Annotated in this window: 16 protein-coding genes and 1 tRNA gene; 11 read left to right on the top strand and 6 right to left on the bottom strand. The window is 66.6% G+C overall.

Going from position 1 to position 17,259, the window contains the following annotated elements; translation table 11 throughout:
- Positions 1–34 precede the first annotated feature (34 nt).
- Complete coding sequence (locus tag SJY20_RS13145) at positions 35–367, bottom strand: GFA family protein (protein WP_380787367.1); 333 nt, start codon at positions 365–367, stop codon at positions 35–37.
- 286 nt (positions 368–653) lie between these two features.
- On the opposite strand from SJY20_RS13145, the gene SJY20_RS13140 reads away from it, so the two are divergent.
- Complete coding sequence (locus SJY20_RS13140; protein ID WP_380787366.1) at positions 654–1,061, top strand: hypothetical protein; 408 nt, start codon at positions 654–656, stop codon at positions 1,059–1,061.
- A 212-nt stretch (positions 1,062–1,273) separates the two neighbouring features.
- Positions 1,274–2,209: a hypothetical protein gene (locus tag SJY20_RS13135; RefSeq protein ID WP_380787365.1), complete on the top strand. Its 936-nt coding sequence runs from the start codon at positions 1,274–1,276 to the stop codon at positions 2,207–2,209.
- Between the two features lie 41 nt (positions 2,210–2,250).
- Here SJY20_RS13135 and SJY20_RS13130 read toward each other — a convergent pair whose 3' ends face one another.
- Complete coding sequence (locus SJY20_RS13130) at positions 2,251–2,778, bottom strand: DUF3617 domain-containing protein (protein ID WP_380787364.1); 528 nt, start codon at positions 2,776–2,778, stop codon at positions 2,251–2,253.
- Positions 2,779–3,040: 262 nt separating this feature from the next.
- Between SJY20_RS13130 and SJY20_RS13125 the strand changes: the two genes are divergently transcribed.
- Positions 3,041–4,117, top strand: coding sequence for a calcium:proton antiporter (locus tag SJY20_RS13125; protein WP_380787363.1), 1,077 nt, complete (start codon positions 3,041–3,043; stop codon positions 4,115–4,117).
- A gap of 4 nt (positions 4,118–4,121) precedes the next feature.
- Here SJY20_RS13125 and SJY20_RS13120 read toward each other — a convergent pair whose 3' ends face one another.
- Genes SJY20_RS13120 through SJY20_RS13110 form a run of 3 tightly spaced genes read right to left on the bottom strand, consistent with a single transcriptional unit; the run spans position 4,122 to position 6,471 of the window.
- Entirely contained in the window at positions 4,122–4,523 is a 402-nt protein-coding gene (locus tag SJY20_RS13120) for a c-type cytochrome (protein ID WP_380787362.1), read from the bottom strand.
- The gene (locus tag SJY20_RS13115) at positions 4,520–4,783 is read right to left on the bottom strand and encodes a hypothetical protein (protein ID WP_380787361.1); all 264 of its coding nucleotides are present in this window, start codon (positions 4,781–4,783) and stop codon (positions 4,520–4,522) included. The genes SJY20_RS13120 and SJY20_RS13115 overlap by 4 nt, the downstream gene beginning before the upstream one ends.
- Positions 4,750–6,471: a M1 family metallopeptidase gene (locus SJY20_RS13110; protein ID WP_380788699.1), complete on the bottom strand. Its 1,722-nt coding sequence runs from the start codon at positions 6,469–6,471 to the stop codon at positions 4,750–4,752. The genes SJY20_RS13115 and SJY20_RS13110 overlap by 34 nt, the downstream gene beginning before the upstream one ends.
- 167 nt (positions 6,472–6,638) lie before the next feature.
- Between SJY20_RS13110 and lon the strand changes: the two genes are divergently transcribed.
- The 7 genes from lon (at position 6,639) to SJY20_RS13075 (ending at position 14,783) form a co-directional block, all read left to right on the top strand.
- Entirely contained in the window at positions 6,639–9,032 is a 2,394-nt protein-coding gene (gene lon, locus SJY20_RS13105) for an endopeptidase La (RefSeq protein ID WP_380787360.1), read from the top strand.
- A 199-nt stretch (positions 9,033–9,231) separates the two neighbouring features.
- Positions 9,232–9,504 (top strand): HU family DNA-binding protein, encoded by a 273-nt coding sequence (locus SJY20_RS13100; protein ID WP_147079997.1) that lies wholly within the window; start codon positions 9,232–9,234, stop codon positions 9,502–9,504.
- A 61-nt stretch (positions 9,505–9,565) separates the two neighbouring features.
- Positions 9,566–9,640, top strand: a tRNA-Val gene (locus tag SJY20_RS13095).
- A 268-nt stretch (positions 9,641–9,908) separates the two neighbouring features.
- Positions 9,909–10,529 (top strand): CerR family C-terminal domain-containing protein, encoded by a 621-nt coding sequence (locus SJY20_RS13090; RefSeq protein WP_380787359.1) that lies wholly within the window; start codon positions 9,909–9,911, stop codon positions 10,527–10,529.
- On the top strand, positions 10,526–11,689 hold the full coding sequence (locus tag SJY20_RS13085) for an HlyD family secretion protein (protein WP_380787358.1): 1,164 nt from the start codon (positions 10,526–10,528) through the stop codon (positions 11,687–11,689). The genes SJY20_RS13090 and SJY20_RS13085 overlap by 4 nt, the downstream gene beginning before the upstream one ends.
- Positions 11,690–11,691: 2 nt before the next feature.
- A complete protein-coding gene (locus SJY20_RS13080; protein ID WP_380787357.1) occupies positions 11,692–13,278 on the top strand; it encodes a DHA2 family efflux MFS transporter permease subunit in 1,587 nt (528 codons plus the stop codon).
- Positions 13,278–14,783, top strand: coding sequence for an efflux transporter outer membrane subunit (locus SJY20_RS13075; protein ID WP_380787356.1), 1,506 nt, complete (start codon positions 13,278–13,280; stop codon positions 14,781–14,783). Before SJY20_RS13080 ends, SJY20_RS13075 begins: the two co-directional genes overlap by 1 nt.
- A 234-nt stretch (positions 14,784–15,017) precedes the next feature.
- On the opposite strand, the gene SJY20_RS13070 is transcribed toward SJY20_RS13075, so the two are convergent.
- Entirely contained in the window at positions 15,018–15,350 is a 333-nt protein-coding gene (locus SJY20_RS13070; RefSeq protein WP_380787355.1) for a DUF6481 family protein, read from the bottom strand.
- 284 nt (positions 15,351–15,634) lie between these two features.
- Here SJY20_RS13070 and SJY20_RS13065 point away from each other — a divergent pair, with 284 nt between their 5' ends.
- The gene (locus SJY20_RS13065) at positions 15,635–17,239 is read left to right on the top strand and encodes a hypothetical protein (RefSeq protein WP_380787354.1); all 1,605 of its coding nucleotides are present in this window, start codon (positions 15,635–15,637) and stop codon (positions 17,237–17,239) included.
- The last annotated feature ends 20 nt before the right edge of the window (positions 17,240–17,259 follow it).

Below are 17,259 nucleotides of genomic sequence, written 5' to 3'. Positions count from 1 at the left end.
AATGTCGTTTGGTGGTGGAACGCGCACGTCGGCGTCACGCTGCGTTGTCGAATTTCCTGACTTCGACGGCGCTTTCATCGAAATCGTCGAGCAAGCGCGCATTGATGCCGATCTTGCCGAAATCCTCGCCGAGCGTCTGCCAATGGGTGCCGCAGCCGCACACCGGACAATGGTGGATGCCGATCATGCGATCGCCCCAGACATAGGCGACGGTTTCGCCCAAAATGCGGACGTCGTCGGGCGGGTAGTAAGCGGTACGCCACGCGGTCCGGCGGCAGAGCGAGCAATTACAGTCTGCCACCCACGCGGGCGGACTCGGCAATTCGATCTGTACATTGCCGCAGTGACAGCTTCCATGAACGCGCATGACGATGTGTAGTCGCCGATCGGAGATGTCTGCAACTGATGGTTAGCTGGCAGTCCGCTTGTAGCACCGTGAGGTTCGGCACTGCCGGTGGCGATCGGCTGACGTGCCTTGCTTCGTCGATTTCCCGGTCTAGACGGGGGCAGGGGGGCACATGATCGGAAAGCTTTGTATCGTAGCGGTGCTGCTCGCGGCGCCGTCTGCTGGCTTGGGTATGGAGCCGGGGGGCACGCCTGTGCCGGCGTCGGTCCGTGCGCTCACGGGGTGCTGGCAGGGGGAAGGCAGTGTGATGGGCAAGGCCGTCGCCGTCGCCGTCAACGCCTATCCGATCGTCCAGGATGCCATGCTGGCGGTGGAGGCGGCTAGCAGCGCGCTTGCCGATCCGGAGGATCAATACGCGGCGCATATCGTCTTCGGGGGAGCTGGCAAGCCGACCGGGACAGCGCCTAGCTCCGTCGTCGGATATTGGGCAGACAGTTTTGGCGGCGCCTTCGCAGTCGAGGGACGCGGGGACATCCGGACGGGCGGGTTCGACATCACCTACCAATATCCCGACCGAGCGTACGTGAACCGCTGGCGGATGTCGGGCGACACTCTCACCTGGGATATCGTCGCGCGCGATCGCAAGGCCGTCGAAAAGCCGTTCGCGAGTTACGTGCTTCACCGGATGGCCTGTCGATCGTCGGCACGCGGCTAAGCAGGCGGGGCGGTTGGCGGACGTCGCGCCAGAGTTTGCCGGCTCCAGGCAATCTTCGATCGCGCGATACTAGCCAGTCCGAGAGGCTGAAGTGCAAGTCGCTCAAGACAAAGCGGCGGCGAGAGTTGCGTGCAGTCGATGTCATGCTCACGTCAGCACGCTGTAATGCCGACACGACCTAGATGGTGCGTCCGACCATAGGCGAGGCTTTCATGGTTCCTCGAATTATCCTGGCAGCGCTGATGCTGACGGCAAATGCGGCGCACGCTCAGCGTGCCGAACTGCCGGTCCGTCTGGTCGATCTTCCCAATGGTGATCGGCGATTTTCAACCACGTTGACGATCGACGGGCGGCCGGTCGAGGTGGGGATCGACACCGGGTCAACCGGCTTGCGTGTACTGCCCCGCGGATTGGGCGACCAGGCCGCGGATAGCGGGCCGAGAGTGGCCTATAGCTATGGGTCGGGCACCGCGTTCGAGGGCCGCGCGGTCGTCGCGAACGTCGCGGCCGGTACCATCGCGCGACCGGTCACCCTGATGCGGATCACCAGCGTCGGCTGCACGGCACGGCACCCGGACTGTCCGGTCGCCCATATGGACCTCCCGACCTACGGCATCCAGGGCGACGGCATCCCGGGGCAGGGCTTTGCCGCGATCCTCGGCATTCGGCTCGAGCGAGATGCGATCGACAACCCCTTCGAGCAACTCGGTGTACGGCGATGGATTATCGATTTGCCACGCACAGCCGACGCTGTGGGGCGCATCGTGCTCAATCCGGACGATGCCGAACTTGCCGGCTACGCGCGCCTTGCCGTCGATGGCGACGGCACGACCCCGGGGTGCCTGATCGGGCCGCAGAAAATCTGCGGGCGTGCGATATTCGACACCGGGGCCAGCGGCTTGCGGGTGATCCGCGCGGCGCCGTTCCGCCCCTGGCCGAACGACACCGCTATCACCGTCACCGTCGGTACCGGCGCGACGGTGACACAGGGTTTCGCCGCAACGACCGGTCGGCGCGACCAGGCCACCAAATTGCTTTACGAACCGGGTGGCGCCGATACGCGGCTGTCACTCGGGTTCGCGCCGTATTTCCGATGGTCGGTCCTGTATGATCCGGAGCACCATCAGATCGGCGTCAAGACCCGTTAGCAGATAGCCGAACCAAACGCGGTGGGCTCGTCTCATCGGGGTCAGCCTTGCCTGCTCTCGCCGGGTTTCATGTCCGCGGGACAGGCGCCGAGATATTTGGCGTCGACCGAGGACTTCGTCCCGGTTGCGGCGGCGGCCGGCATGTTGGCGCCGGTCATGCGGGTGACGAGATCGGTGCGGAAGCTGGTCGAGAAGTCGCCGGAGACCGTCCCCTGGATCGCCATGGTCATGCCGTTGGCGCTGCATTCCGTGTCGATCGTATAGCCGGTCGCGGTCGGCACGACCGAGCTTTTCGCGCAGGTCTGTCCCGGCTGCGGCGGCGGCGTGAAGGACGTGCTGCCCGGCGCGGTCGCGGCCATGCAGGTGCGCATCGTCATCGGGTTCGGCATTCCCGCCGCGGTGACGGTCATCGCCCACAAGCCGGGTTTTGGCGTTCGCGGCGTGATCTTCGCCGGCGTGACTGCTGCGGTCGTCGCATTGCTTCCGGTCTTGTCGTTCTTGCCCGAGCAGCCGCCGAGCAGCATCAATCCGACCGTCGTGCCGACCAGTATCCTGCTATGGTAAAGCATCGTTCCCCCTGTTGGTTCGTAGCCTGGGGCCTAGCCTATCAGCAGACTGGCGATGGGCCAACGCCTTGCCGGGTGAGCGCATCGTCAATCGTATGATCGCTTAGAGGTTGGTATGTTCGATCGCTGGCTGCGCGATCCGCCGGCAGGCGGGCAACGGACCCATCGTGGCGCTCGCGCATTCGTTATGTGACCGCAACGAAGGAGCCGAACTATCGCCACCGCCACCCCTTCGACCGCTGCCCTGCCGACCGACGGCGAGACCATGCCCGACCGCGCGGCACTGCCGCCCTGGACGCTGGTCGCGCCGGTCCTGGGGCTTCTCGCCGTGCTCCTGGGGCTCGCCAAGATGGGCACGCCCGGCACCGTCGCCGCCGTGGTCATCCTGATCGGCAGCGTGCTGGCGGCGGTGCATCATGCCGAGGTCGTCGCACACAAGGTCGGCGAACCGTTCGGAACGCTGGTGCTGGCGATCGCGGTGACGGTGATCGAGGTGTCGCTGATCGTCTCGCTGATGCTGTCGAACGCCGGCGACGCCGCGACGCTCGCGCGCGACACGGTGTTCGCGGCGATCATGATCATCGTGAACTTCATCGTCGGGCTGTGCCTGCTGGCGGGCGCGCTCCGTCACCACGAGCAGCGCTTCACACTGAAGGGCGCCAGTGCCGCGCTGGGCGTGCTCGCGGCGATGGTGGTGCTGTCGCTGGTGCTGCCCAACTACACGTCATCGACGCCGGGGCCGACCTACGCGCCGTCGCAGTTGGTGTTCGTCGCAGTGGTGTCCCTGATCCTCTACGCGACCTTCGTGCTGGTGCAGACGGTGCGGCACCGCGATTATTTCCTGCCTGCGACCGAGGGCAAGGACGACCACGCCGCGCCGCCCTCGACCCGCGCGACGTATATCGCGTTCGGCGTGCTGCTGGTCGCGCTGGTCGCGGTGGTGCTCCTGGCGAAGACGCTGTCGCCGACGATCGAGGCGGCGGTGGTGGCGGCGGGACTGCCGCAGGCGGTGGTCGGCGTGGTGATCGCCGCGCTGGTGCTCGCGCCCGAAAGCCTGGCGGCGTACAAGGCGGCGCGGCGCGACCGGTTGCAGACCAGCCTCAACCTCGCGCTGGGGTCGGCGCTGGCGACGATCGGGCTGACGATCCCCAGCGTGGCGATCGTGTCGCTAATGCTCGACCTGCCGATCGCGCTGGGGATCGATCCGAAGGGGCTGGTGCTGCTGGCGCTGTCGCTGTTCGTGGCGACGCTGTCGCTGGGAACCGGCCGGACGACGGTGCTGCAGGGCGCGGTCCACCTGGTGATCTTCGCGGCCTATCTGTTCACGACGGTGGTGCCGTGACGCGTCAGGGGCCGTTGGCGGCGAGATAGGCGATGACGTCGGCGCGGTCCTTCGGGTCGGGCAGTCCCGCGAAGGCCATCGCGGTACCGGGGACGACGCGGCGCGGATTGGCGAGCCACGCATCCAGGCGCTTGCGATCCCAGCGACCGCCGAACGCCTGCAACGCGGCGGTATAAGCGAAGCGCGGGCGGCGTTCGGCGACGGGCGCGCCGACCACGCCGTACAGGTTCGGGCCATCGGTATCGGAGCCGTTGCGGCTGATGGTGTGGCAGGCAGCACAGCGGCGGAATACCGCAGCGCCGGCGCTGGCATCGCCGCCCGCGGTTCCGGCGGCTACCGGCGTCGCCGAATGCGGATCGCAGCCCGCGAGCAGGAGCGCCCACCACGGCAGGCGGCGGACGGTCACGGCCTTTGGCGAGCCGCCAGCGCCAGGCCGGCGGCGATCTGTGCCAGCGCGTAGAGGCGACGCCGGCCCGGACGGTCGACGAACGGCCGCACGGTGATCTCGGCGCCCAGCGCGCGGTCCTTCCACAGGTCGACGTGGCGGCGCGGCTGGACCAGCGCGATCAGCCCGTCGCCGACCATGAAGATCGCCGCCATCTCGGCGATCCGCGGCACCAGCATGCCCTCCGTCAGGGTTTCGCGGTCTTGGGTCGAGCGTTCCATGCCTGCGTTTCCTCGATGGCGACACTGCGTCGCAGGATCTTCGCGTCGGGGTCGATCACGACATGCGCCGCCGCCGGAACCGACAGGCTGCCCTTGCCGCCGGTCATCGCCACGACCTGGGTCCTGCCGTCGACCTGAACCTCGATAGGCATGGGAAACGCTCCACCGCCCGGGACGGTCCATGCCAGCGACAGCCGCCCGCCGTCGCGGCGCTCGACCAGCTCGGGCAGCGCGGCCTGGCGGAGATAGACGTCGAAGAACCATCCATAGTCCTTCCCCGTCGTGCGGCGGACAAGGCCTTCGAACTCCCTGCTCGATCCGAACCGCGGCGTGAAATTGCCCGGCTTCGGGTCGGCGCGGCCATAGACCGCAAGGCGCGTCGCGTCGAAGAACGCGCGGTCGCCGATCAGCCCGCGCAGGGTGTGGAGCATCCACGACGCCTTGTAGTAGATGTCGAGCCCGGCGCCGCCCTTGTCGGGCTCGTACACCTCTTCCTCGGTGGCGACGCGCTGCTGGGTGATCGGCTTGCGGTTGGTGATCGAGGCGCGCTGCGTCTGCATCATCGCGTCGTAGCGCGCGCGGCCTTCTCGCCACTGGCCATAGAGCGGCTGCATGTAGGTCCCGAAGCCCTCGTGCAGCCAGTAATCGTCCCAGTTCGCCGCGGTCAGCTGGTTGCCGAACCATTCATGCGCGAATTCATGCTGGAACAGCCAGTCGAACCCCTCCGGCGCCTTGGCGTATTCGTTGCCATAGGCGTTGATGGTCTGGTGCTCCATGCCCTTGTGCGGGGTCTCGACCACACCGACCTTTTCGTCGCCGAACGGGTAGGGACCGATCATCGTCTCGAAGAAGTCCAGCGTCGGCGCGAATTCGGCGAACAGCTTTTCGGCCTGCGTCTTTTCGCCGGGCAGGTACCAATAGGCCATCGGAATGCTGTTGCCGAAGCGGCTCTTGTAGGTCCCCGAAATCTCTTCGTAGGGCCCGACGTTCAGCGCGATCGCGTAGGTGTTGGGGTGCTTGACGCGCCAGTTCCAGCGGGTCCGGCCATCCGCCAGCGTGTCGACGCCCAGCAGCACGCCGTTCGATGGCGCCTTCAGGCCCTTGGGCACGGTGATGTGCAGCGTGACGACGCCAGGCTCGCCGGTCGGGAAGTCGAGGCACGGCCAGAACAGGTCGCAGCCATAGCCCTCCGCGGTGGTCGCGAACCAGGTGCGGCCGTCGGGCGTCTTCGACCAGACCATGCCGTCGTCCCACGGCGCCTTCACCGCGACGTGCGGCGTGCCGCCATAAGTGATCGTCGCGGTGATGCGGCCGCCGGCGGCCAACGGTTTTGGCAGGGTGATTATCAACCGGCCCTCGGGGTTGGTCCATGCGGTCGCGGGCAGCGGCGTGCCGTCGATCGCGATCGCGCTGACGGGCAGGTTGCGGTCGAGGTCGATCGGCAGGCGCGCGATCGGCGCCTTTGCCACGAAGACAAGGGTCGCGACGCCGTTGAAGCTTTCGGTTTCCGGAAGGACTTCGAACGCCAGGTCGGCGCTTTCGAAGGTCAGCGCGGTCTGCTCGGCGGTGAGAATGCCGCCCGAGCGCTGGGTCTGCGCGGTGATCGGCGGCTCGCCCTTCTTTGGCAACGGCGCGGCGGCGAGCAGGGCGAGGGTGCTGGCGGCGAAAAGCAGGCGTATCGTCATCATCGCGTCATCGCGCCGGGCGCGTGCGGACACAAGCCCGGGTGCGCCTGCGGACATGCGTGACTGACACAAGCATCGTGATCGACTGATCCAGGCGATTGATGGACGCTTTACCCTCCCCATATAAGGATCAACGAGTCGCCCGCGTACCGGGCACCTACGGAGCGTCCATGACCCAGTATCCCGTCCTCCCCCTGCGTGACATTGTCGTCTTTCCGCACATGATCGTGCCGCTGTTCGTCGGCCGCGACAAATCGGTCGCCGCACTCGAAGCCGCGATGGCGGCGGACAAGGAGATCTATCTGGTTGCACAGATCGATCCCGGCGAGGACGATCCGACGCGTGAAGACCTGTATTCGATGGGCGTCACCGCGACTGTGCTGCAGCTGTTGAAGCTGCCCGATGGCACCGTGCGCGTGCTGGTCGAGGGCAAGGGCCGCGCGACTCTGGAGACGCTGGACGAGAACGGCGACTTCCTGACCGCCACCATCGCGGCGGTCGACGACGATGCGGTCGAGGGCCCCGAGGTCCAGGCGCTGATGCGTTCGGTGGTCGACCAGTTCGAGAATTACGCGAAGCTCAACCGCAAAATGCCGTCCGAGGCCGCGGTGCAGCTGTCCGAGATCACCGAGGCAGGCAAGCTGTCCGACGCGGTGATCGCGAACATCCAGATCAAGGTCGCCGAAAAGCAGGCGCTGCTGATGCAGAGCGATCCCGCCAAGCGCCTCGAGATGGCGCTGGTGGCGATGGAGGGCGAGCTTGGCGTCCTGCAGGTCGAGAAGAAGATCAAGAGCCGGGTCAAGCGCCAGATGGAGAAGACCCAGCGCGAATATTATCTCAACGAGCAGCTGAAGGCGATCCAGCGCGAACTCGGCAACGAGGGTGACGAGGGCGAGGGCGACGAGATCGCCGAGCTGACCCAGAAGATCGCGACGCTGAAGCTCAGCAAGGAGGCGCGTTCGAAGGCGACCGCCGAGCTGAAGAAGATGAAGACGATGGCGCCGATGAGCGCCGAGGCGACCGTCGTGCGCAACTATCTCGACGTCCTGCTGGGCCTGCCCTGGGGCAAGAAGTCGAAGATCAAGAAGGATATCTCGGCGGCACAGGCGGTGCTCGACGAGGACCATTATGCGCTGGAGAAGGTCAAGGACCGGATCGTCGAGTATCTGGCCGTCCAGGCGCGCACCAACAAGCTGAAGGGGCCGATCCTGTGCTTGGTCGGGCCTCCCGGCGTCGGCAAGACGTCGCTGGGCAAGAGCATCGCGAAGGCGACCGGACGCGAGTTCATCCGCCAGTCGCTGGGCGGCGTGCGTGACGAAGCCGAGATCCGCGGGCATCGGCGGACGTATATCGGCTCGCTGCCGGGCAAGATCGTGACCAACCTCAAAAAGGCCGGGACCGCGAACCCGCTGTTCCTGCTCGATGAGATCGACAAGCTCGGACAGGATTTCCGCGGCGATCCGGCGTCGGCGCTCTTGGAAGTTCTCGACCCTGAGCAGAACGGCAAGTTCCAGGATCATTATCTGGAGGTCGATATCGACCTGTCGGACGTGATGTTCGTGTGCACCGCGAACACACTGAACCTGCCGCAGCCGCTGCTCGATCGCATGGAGATCATCCGGCTGGAGGGCTATACCGAGGACGAGAAGGTCGAGATCGCCGAGCGTCACCTGATCGAGAAGCAGATCGAGGCGCATGGCCTGAAGCCAGGCGAGTTCGCGCTGACGACCGAGGGTCTGCGCACGCTGATCCAGCAATATACACGGGAAGCCGGCGTGCGTACGCTGGAGCGGGAGATCGCGAAGCTGTGCCGCAAGGTGCTGCGCCAGATCCTTGAGAACAAGACGACGGGCGTGACGATCACGCCGGAGAACGTCGGCGAGTATGCGGGCGTGCAGAAGTATCGCCACGGTCTGTCCGAGACCGAGCATCAGATCGGTGCGGTCACTGGCCTCGCCTGGACCGAGGTCGGTGGCGAGCTGCTGACGATCGAGAGCGTGACGGTGTCGGGCAAGGGCGCCGCCAAGCTCACGGGTACGCTGGGCGACGTGATGAAGGAGTCGATCGAGACCGCCTTCTCGTACGTGAAGGCGCGCGCACCGAGCTATGGCATCAAGCCGTCGCTGTTCAACCGCAAGGATATCCACATCCATCTGCCCGAGGGCGCGACGCCCAAGGACGGACCGTCGGCGGGTGTCGGGATCGTCACGTCGATCGTGTCGACGATGACCGGCGTGCCGGTGCGGCGCGAGGTAGCGATGACGGGTGAAGTCACGCTGCGCGGCCGTGTGCTGCCGATCGGCGGGCTGAAGGAGAAGCTGCTCGCCGCACTGCGTGGTGGGATCGAGACGGTGCTGATCCCGGCGGAGAACGAGAAGGACCTCGCGGAGATCCCGGCGAACATCAAGGCGGGGCTGAAGATCATCCCCGTCGCGCATGTCGACGAGGTGCTCCGACTCGCGCTGACCGAACCGCTGACCGCGATCGAGTGGACCGATGCCGACGAACTGGCGGCGCTGCCGCCCGCACCGATCGCGCCGGTCGGCGCGACGGTGCATCACTAAGGGCACGCCGATCGCGCCGGTCGGCGCGACGGTGCATCACTAGGGGCGCAGCGTCCTCCTGCTAACCCATGTCATACGCCGTTAACCGCTAATGCCCTTGGTTTCGTTTGACAGGGGGGCGGGGCGTTGCCTTACTGACCGACCGGGCCGGCCGCGATTCCATCGTGGCCGGTTCGATACATTTCGCCGGGGGATTTAAATGAACAAGCAGGAGCTGATCGCAACGGTCGCCGATCATTCGGGCCTTGCAAAGGGTGACGCGATCAAGGCGGTCGAGGCGGTGTTCGACGCGATCTCCGCGACCCTTAAAAAGGGTGACGAAGTCCGCCTGGTCGGGTTCGGCACGTTCTCGATCTCGAAGCGCAAGGCGTCGACGGGACGCAACCCCCGGACCGGCGAGCCGATGACGATCAAGGCGTCGACCCAGCCCAAGTTCAAGGCCGGCAAGGGCCTGAAGGACGCGGTCAACTGATCGTTTCGATAAGGCTGGACAGCGGCACGGGCGCCGCTTAAAGGCCCGTTTCCCGGTTTCGGGGCGCGTAGCTCAGCGGTAGAGCACACCCTTCACACGGGTGGGGTCACAGGTTCAATCCCTGTCGCGCCCACCATATTCAAGGCTCTCGGTTCGTAGGAACCGGGAGCCTTTTTGGTTTGGTGCTGGGTGTGGGTTTTGGCGATCGTGATCGGGCGAGGCCCTCATCCTGCCCCCCTCCGTCATCCTGACGAAAGTCAGGACCCAGGGTTACGAACGTCAGCGCCTGTAACTCTGGGTCCTGACTTTCGTCAGGATGACGGGAAGGGGTGAGGAAGCGAACCGCAGCAAGATGACGCACTTGTCATTATGTCCGTTCGTTCGATCGAACTAATGCCGTCCGCATGGCTCATGCTCGCCTCCTTGACATCGCGATTCGCGAATTCGGCTCGAAGGGGCTGGATGGTGCCAGCACGCGCAGCATCGCGGCGGCGGCGCAGACTGCGATGTCGTCGATCACCTATCATTACGGCGGCAAGGAGGGCCTGTACCTCGCGGCCGCCGATCGCATCGCCGAGCTGATGGCGACGACGATGACCGAATCGCTGCCGTTCGATGACACGGTGACCGATGATCCGGCGGCGGCGCGCGCGCGGATCCACCGGATCCTCGGCCAGCTCACCGACAAGATGGCGAGCGATGCCAGCGGCGAATGGACGCTGTTCGTGATGCGCGAACAGATGAAGCCGAGCGCGGCGTTCGACCGGATTTATGGCGGGGTGATGGGCCGGATGGTCCGGATGCTCGCCGACCTCGTCCGCGTCGCCACCGGGCAGGATATCCGCGCGGCGCAGGTCGCGACGATCACGTTGATGGGCCAGGTGCTCGCGTTGCGCGCGAGCCGCGCGACCTGCCTGCGGCTGCTCGAACGCGACACCCTCGATGCTGACGACATCGCTCAGATCAAGGCGCGGATCGACGCCAACATAGACGCCATTCTCGATTCGATGCGGGGACCAGCATGACCGACGACACCAAGACCGACCACGAGCCCGACGAGGCGAAGGCTGGCAATGAACCCGAAGAGTCCAAGGCCGGCAACGACGCGCCCGAAGACTCGGGCAAGGACGACGCCGCGGACAAGCCGTCGATCTTCAAGAAGCCGCTGTTCTGGATCATCCTGATCGTCGTGGTCGGCGGCGCGGTGATCGGCGGCGTGCTCTACTGGCTGCACGCGCGACAGTTTGAATCGACCGACGACGCGTTCGTCGACACGCATATCGTCCGCCTCGCGCCGCAGGTCGCGGGCACGCTGATCCAGGTCGCCGATGTCGACAACCGCCATGTCGAGGCCGGGCGGCTGCTCGCGGTGATCAAGGCGTCGGGCCGCGACGCGCAGGTCGCCGAGGCGCAGGCTAACGAAGATCAGTCGCGCGCGCAGCTTTCGCAGGCGCAGGCGCAGGTCACCGCCGCGCTCGCCTCGCAGCAGCAGGCCGCAGCGCAGGCCCGCGTGCCGCTCGCCGCCGCGATCAAGGCGCGGCAGGACCTTGGCCGTTACGAGGCGCTGCTGCGGCTCGACCCCAACGCGGTCGCCGGCCAGCAGCTCGACCAGGCGCGCAGCACCGCGCGCCAGACCGCGGCCGATGCCGCCGCCGCGCGCGAGCAGGTCGATACCGCCGCGGCGCAGGTCACCGTCGCCCGCCGCCAGGTCGGCGCCGCGCGCTCGGTGATCGACGCCCGCCGCGCGCAGGTCGCGCAGGCCAATGTCGCGATCGGCGACCTGCGCCTGACCGCGCCGGTCTCCGGCCAGGTCGTCAACCGCCAGGTCAATGTCGGGTCCTATGTGTCGCCGGGCTCGCAGCTAATGGCGATCATTCCCGACCGGATGTGGGTGACCGCCAACTTCAAGGAAACCCAGCTGACGCTGATGAAGATCGGCCAGCCGGTCGACATCCGTGTCGATGCGTATCCCGACGTCGAGTTCCGCGGTCACGTCGATTCGGTCCAGCGTGGCGCCGGCCAGGCGTTCGCGCTGCTGCCGCCGCAGAACGCGACCGGCAATTACGTCAAGGTGGTGCAGCGCGTGCCGGTCCGGATCGTGTTCGACGCCAAGAACGGCCCCGATCCGCGCCGCTACCCGATCGGCCCCGGCATGTCCGTGGTCCCGACCGTCAAGGTCCGCTGACAATGGCCGCCCATGAGTGGAGTCCGTCGCGGTCCGCCGCGGGCAAGTACAGCCCGTGGCTGATCGTGGCGATCATCTCGATCCCGACCTTCATGGAGGTGCTCGACACCTCGATAGCGAACGTCGCGCTCGACCATATCTCGGGCGGCCTGTCGATCACCACTGATCAGGCGACCTGGGTGCTGACCAGCTACCTGGTCGCCAACGCGATCATCATCCCGATCTCGGGGTGGCTGTCGGACGCGATCGGGCGGAAGCGGTATTTCCTGCTGTCGATCGCGCTGTTCACGCTGGCGTCGCTGCTGTGCGGGCTGGCGCCGAACATCGGCACGCTGGTGGTCGCGCGCGTGCTGCAGGGCATCGGCGGCGGCGGGTTGGCGCCGGTCGAGCAGTCGATCCTTGCCGACACCTTTCCCCCCAAGCAACGCGGCATGGCGTTCGCCGCCTTCGCGATCGTGGTCGTCGTCGGACCCGTGCTCGGGCCGACGCTCGGCGGCTACATCGTCGAATATTCGAGTTGGCACTGGGTGTTCCTGATCAACGTCCCCGTCGGCATCGCCGCGTGGTTCGCGGTCGAGACGTTCGTCGACGAACCCGCACAGGTGAAGAAGGACCGCGACGAGCGGTTCAAGCACGGCCTGACGATCGACTATGTCGGCGTCGCGCTGGTCGCGCTGGGCTTGGGCTTCCTCGAACTCACCTTCGATCGCGGCGAGCGCGAGGACTGGTTCTCGAGCGGCTTCATCGTCATGTCGGCGATAATCGCCGCGGTGTCGCTGGTCAGCCTCGTGATCTGGGAGCTGAACCACAAGGATCCGGTGATCGATCTTAAGCTGCTGAAGAACCGCAACTTCGCGTTGACGATCGGCATCATGGGCGTGGTCGGCATGATCCTGTTCGGAACGACCCAGCTGATCCCGCAGATGCTGCAACAGGTGCTCGGCTACAGTTCGCTCGATGCCGGGCTCGCGCTGACCGCGGGCGGGCTCGCGACGCTCGTGATGGTGCCGTTCGCGGGACGGTTGAGTGGCCTGGTCGACGTCCGCTTCCTGCTGTTTCCAGCGTTGCTCGTGCAGGCGTTTGCGCTGTGGAACATGAGCCACCTGAGCGCCGACATCGCGTTTTCCGATGCCGCGTTCGCGCGACTGTTCCAGGCTGCGGCGTTGCCGTTCCTGTTCGTGCCGATCAACGCGATCGCCTATGTCGGGCTCAAGCAGACGCAGACCGCACAGGCGTCGAGCCTGCTCAACGTGTCACGCAATCTGGGCGGCACGATCGGCATCTGCTTCGCGCAGACGCAGTTGGCCGGGGGCCTGCAACGCCACCAGTCGGAACTGACGCAGACGCTCAACCCGCTCGACCCGAACTATACCGACTGGATGACGAAGGCCGCGCAGGCGTTTGGCGGGCAGGGTGATTCCACCACGCCGCTGGCCGTGCTGTACAGCCAGATGCAACGCCAGGCGACGATGCTCGCGTTCCTCGACGTGTTCCGTTCGATGATGGTCGTGGTGCTCGTCGTCGCACCGCTCGTGCTGTTCATGCGATCGGGCAAGACCGGCAGCGCCCCGCCCCCAGGAGCCCATTGATGCGTCGTATCGTCACCGTCCTGCTCGCATCCGGCGTGCTCGCGGGCTGCACCGTCGGCCCGAACTATGTCGCCCCCGAACTGCCGGTGCCGCCCGCCTTTGTCGGACCGCAGGGCGTGGCGGGCGCGTCGGTCGACCCCGCACGCTGGTGGTCGGCGTTCGGCGACCCGCAGCTCGACGGGCTGGTCGAACGCGCGCTGAAGGGCAATCCCGACATCGCGATCGCCGCCTCGCGCGTGCGACAGGCGCGTCTGCAAGAGATCGTCGCGCGATCGGCGGGCTTGCCGAACGTCAACGCGACGGCCAACGCGTCGCGGGTCGACTTCAGCAAGAACGCCGGCTTCTCGTCGCTGGCGCGCGCGTTCGGCGGCAATTCCAGTGGCGGGGATTCGACCGGAGGCGCACAGGGCATCGCCTTGCCCGGCAGCGGCATCACGACGTTTTCCGCCGGGTTCGACGCCAGTTGGGAGCTCGATCTGTTCGGCGGGGTCCGCCGCAGCACCGAAGCCGCCCGCGCGCGCACCGATGCGGCGGTCTGGTCGAAGCGCGATGCCGCGGTGACGCTCGCCGCCGAGGTCGCGCAGGCCTATTTCGCGTTGCGGCTCGATCAGGCGCAGATCGCGACGATCGAGCAGGAGCTGGTTCGCCAGCGCCGTGCGCTGCAGATCGCCGGGAACGTCGCCAAGGTCGGGCTGGTCCCGCCGATCGACGTTACCCGCCAGCGCGGATCGATCACCTCGACCGAAGCACGCGCGGAGCCGGTCCGCGCCGATATCGCGGTGCGGATGCATGCGCTCGCGATCCTGCTGGGCGAGCCGCCGGCGACGTTGATGGCCGAACTGGCCGCGCCGTCGACCGCGCCGCTGGCGGTGCCGACGATCCCCGCCGGGCTGCCGTCTGAGCTGCTGCGGCGCCGGCCCGATATCCGCGCCGCGGAGCGTGATCTTGCCGCGTCGACTGCCGATATCGGCGTCGCGGTCGCGGACCTGTATCCGCGCTTCACGCTGACGGGTGTGGCGCAGCTGATCTCGACGACTTTGGGCACGTTGTTCCAGGGCGACAGCCTGCAGCTGACCGGGACCGGTGCGGCGCAGTTCCCGTTGCTCGACTGGGGCCGGCGCAAGTCGACCGTGAAGATCCGGAAAGAGGATCGTGAGCAGGCGTATCAGCGCTACCGTGCGACCGTGTTGCAGGCGTTGCGCGACGTCGAGGATCCGCTGACGCAGATCGCCGCCGAACGCCGCCGCAACGCCGCGCTGCAACGGGCCGTTGTGGATGCGGAGAGCAGCGCGAAGTCGACCGAGTCGCAATATCGTACGGGGTTTATTGCGCAGGACGCGTTGTTGAATGCGGAGACGCAGGTGCTGTCGGCGCGCGAGCAACTGGTGTCGAGCGATGCCCAGCTGCGTCAGCTGACCGCGGCGCTGTTCAAGGCGCTCGGTGGCGGTTGGGAAGCGGGTGAGGGGGGGGCGTCACCTGCCGGCTCAGAAGCGGCCCGTCCGTAAGTCTCAGTCCGTCATCCTGACGAAAGTCAGGACCCAGGGTAACGGAGCGTTGCGCTTGTAACCCTGGGTCCCGGGTCAAGCCCGGGATGACGGACTTGGAAGCGTCCGCGCTACACCACCCCGGCGAAGGCCGGGGCCCAATATGGATGTCGGCGAATGAGGGCCGGAACCTCGTCACCGTTCTCCAATTGGGCCCCGGCCTGCGCCGGGGTGGAGTCAGGCAGGTAAAAGTTCTTACTTCTTCTTATTCTTTCGCGCGGCGTACTTCGCATCGCGTGCGGCTTTTTTGTCGGCGTCGCTCATTACGGAGACCTGAGCCGCAGCCAGTGCCTTGGCCTTCGCGGCTTCGGCTTCGGCCTTCTTTGCAGCCTTCGCATCGGCCTCGGCCTGGCGCTTGGCGGCGTTCTTGGCACGCTCGGCGGCTTCCTTGGCTTCGCGCGCGGCGAGGCGTTCGGCGACCGCCGCTTCGTCGACCGGCGGCTTGGCGCGCAGCGCTTCCAGCGCCTTCTGCTTGGCCTGGGCGGCGCTGTTGGTACGATCCTGGAAACTGGGGTCTTTGAAAGCCATTGTCGTCGATAGGTCCCGTGGTGATAGTCGAATGCGATCGCGCCGTGCCGGAGCACGGACGCGTTTGCGCGACGCCTTAGAGCATCGCGTCGGAGATCGGAAGCGCCCCGTATAGCCGCGATCGCCGGCACGGTCCACTGTCACGGAAACGTAACGTCCGCGTCACTTCATCGTCATCGAAAACGCATTTGCCCGTCATGAACGGCGCCTACCCGCCGAGTTGCGATCGGCGGGGGGGAGCCTGAGTCGATCCATTCATTCAACGATTCGACCCGGGAGTTCCTATGACCAGCTTCAAGCGCCTCAGCCTCGTCCTGCTGACCGGCACCGCAGCATTCGCGCTCTCGGGCTGCGACGGTGCGGACAGCGTCGCGTCGCCGGGCGAGGGCGTCATCGTCGTCCCCGGTACGCCGACCCCGTCGCCGACCCCCACGCCGTCGCCGACCCCCACACCGGCCGCCGGCACGCCCGCCGCGTCGTGCCCGTCGGGCACCACCGATGTCGGCATCCTCGGCAGCTATCGTTCGTGCCGCCTGCCGTCGGTGATCTCGACCGCGCTGTCGCTGCCCAAGGTCGCTGGCGTCGCCTATGAGATCAACGGTCGCGTCGACGTCGGCATCGACATCGGCGGCGCGGGCACAGCGCCTGGCGGTATCGCCACGCAGCTGACGATCGCAGCCGGTTCGTTGATCTATGCCAACACCACCAACGCCGACAACGACTTCATGGTCGTCAACCGCGGTTCGAAGCTGTTCGCCGAAGGCACCGAGACGCAGCCGATCATCTTCACCGCGCAGGCCAATTTGACCGGCGGCGTGAACGACGAATCGCAGGGCCTGTGGGGCGGCATCATCCTGGCCGGCCGCGCGCCGATCTCGAACTGCAACGCCACCGTCGGCGGCGGCACCGCGACCTGCGAGAACGTCGTCGAGGGCACCAGCACCGCGCTGTACGGCGGCGCGTCGCCGACCGACAACAGCGGCACGATCCGCTACGCGCAGATCCGCTATTCGGGCACCGTCATCAGCCCCAACAACGAACTGCAGGGCCTGACGCTCGGCGGTACCGGTTCGGGCACGACGCTGGATCACATCCAGATCCACAACAGCTCGGATGACGGCATCGAGATCTTCGGCGGCCGCACCAACCTGCGCTACCTAGCGTTCACCGGCGCCGACGACGACGGCCTGGATACCGATGTCGGCTGGCAGGGTTTCGTGCAGTTCGTGCTCGCGATCCAGAAGCCGACCAACACGCAGACCGACAACTATTCGACCGAGATCGATTCGAACGGTTCGGAAGACGCGCTGCCGCGCCAGGCCTACACGCTCGCGAACTTCACCTTCGTCGAGACCTCGACCGCGACCAACGCGGCGATCCGCCTGCGCGGTGGTGCCGATGCGACCTTCGTCAACGGCATCGTCAGCAACCCAGCGAGCGCGTGCCTGAACGTGATCGCCGGTGCCGACGCCGGCGGCAAGACGACGATCCGCCCGGCCAATGCCGCGCTCGAGGATAAGGGCCCGCCGGTCTTCAACTCGGTCGTGTTCAGCTGCCTCACGCCCTACGCCGAGACCGCCGTCAACGGCGTGACGGTGACGACCGCGGAGCAGCAGGCGCTGTTCCGTGCCGGCACCAACAACACCGAAGCGGCTGCGGTCGGTTCGGCGCTGACCGGGACCTTCCTGCCCGCCGGCGTGGCCACCACGACGACCGGCTTCAACGCCGCCACGCTGAACCCGGCGGGAACGTCGTTCCTGGTCAACACGTCGTATGTCGGCGCGGTCAACGGCGCCAACGACACCTGGTACCGCGGTTGGACGTGCAATTCGAACCGCGCGAACTTCGGCACGACCAGCAGCGCCTGCACGGCCCTGCCGACCAGCTGACCTGACCGACGACGTGGCGC

It is taken from the genome of Sphingomonas sp. R86521 (assembly GCF_042466235.1).
In the GTDB taxonomy this organism is placed as follows: Bacteria; Pseudomonadota; Alphaproteobacteria; order Sphingomonadales; family Sphingomonadaceae; genus Sphingomonas.
This window is presented reverse-complemented; position numbering and strand designations above follow the sequence as displayed.

What these genes read in the sequence shown, in the direction of transcription:
- SJY20_RS13075 (WP_380787356.1), top strand. Translation starts at nt 13,278, where the DNA reads ATGCGTCGTATCGTCACCGTCCTGCTCGCATCCGGCGTGCTCGCGGGC.
- lon (WP_380787360.1), top strand. Translation starts at nt 6,639, where the DNA reads ATGACCCAGTATCCCGTCCTCCCCCTGCGTGACATTGTCGTCTTTCCG.
- SJY20_RS13125 (WP_380787363.1), top strand. Translation starts at nt 3,041, where the DNA reads ATGCCCGACCGCGCGGCACTGCCGCCCTGGACGCTGGTCGCGCCGGTC.
- SJY20_RS13085 (WP_380787358.1), top strand. Translation starts at nt 10,526, where the DNA reads ATGACCGACGACACCAAGACCGACCACGAGCCCGACGAGGCGAAGGCT.
- SJY20_RS13140 (WP_380787366.1), top strand. Translation starts at nt 654, where the DNA reads ATGGGCAAGGCCGTCGCCGTCGCCGTCAACGCCTATCCGATCGTCCAG.
- SJY20_RS13115 (WP_380787361.1), bottom strand. Translation starts at nt 4,783, where the DNA reads ATGGAACGCTCGACCCAAGACCGCGAAACCCTGACGGAGGGCATGCTG.
- SJY20_RS13130 (WP_380787364.1), bottom strand. Translation starts at nt 2,778, where the DNA reads ATGCTTTACCATAGCAGGATACTGGTCGGCACGACGGTCGGATTGATG.
- SJY20_RS13135 (WP_380787365.1), top strand. Translation starts at nt 1,274, where the DNA reads ATGGTTCCTCGAATTATCCTGGCAGCGCTGATGCTGACGGCAAATGCG.
- SJY20_RS13070 (WP_380787355.1), bottom strand. Translation starts at nt 15,350, where the DNA reads ATGGCTTTCAAAGACCCCAGTTTCCAGGATCGTACCAACAGCGCCGCC.
- SJY20_RS13065 (WP_380787354.1), top strand. Translation starts at nt 15,635, where the DNA reads ATGACCAGCTTCAAGCGCCTCAGCCTCGTCCTGCTGACCGGCACCGCA.
- SJY20_RS13090 (WP_380787359.1), top strand. Translation starts at nt 9,909, where the DNA reads ATGGCTCATGCTCGCCTCCTTGACATCGCGATTCGCGAATTCGGCTCG.
- SJY20_RS13080 (WP_380787357.1), top strand. Translation starts at nt 11,692, where the DNA reads ATGGCCGCCCATGAGTGGAGTCCGTCGCGGTCCGCCGCGGGCAAGTAC.
- SJY20_RS13110 (WP_380788699.1), bottom strand. Translation starts at nt 6,471, where the DNA reads ATGATGACGATACGCCTGCTTTTCGCCGCCAGCACCCTCGCCCTGCTC.
- SJY20_RS13145 (WP_380787367.1), bottom strand. Translation starts at nt 367, where the DNA reads ATGCGCGTTCATGGAAGCTGTCACTGCGGCAATGTACAGATCGAATTG.
- SJY20_RS13100 (WP_147079997.1), top strand. Translation starts at nt 9,232, where the DNA reads ATGAACAAGCAGGAGCTGATCGCAACGGTCGCCGATCATTCGGGCCTT.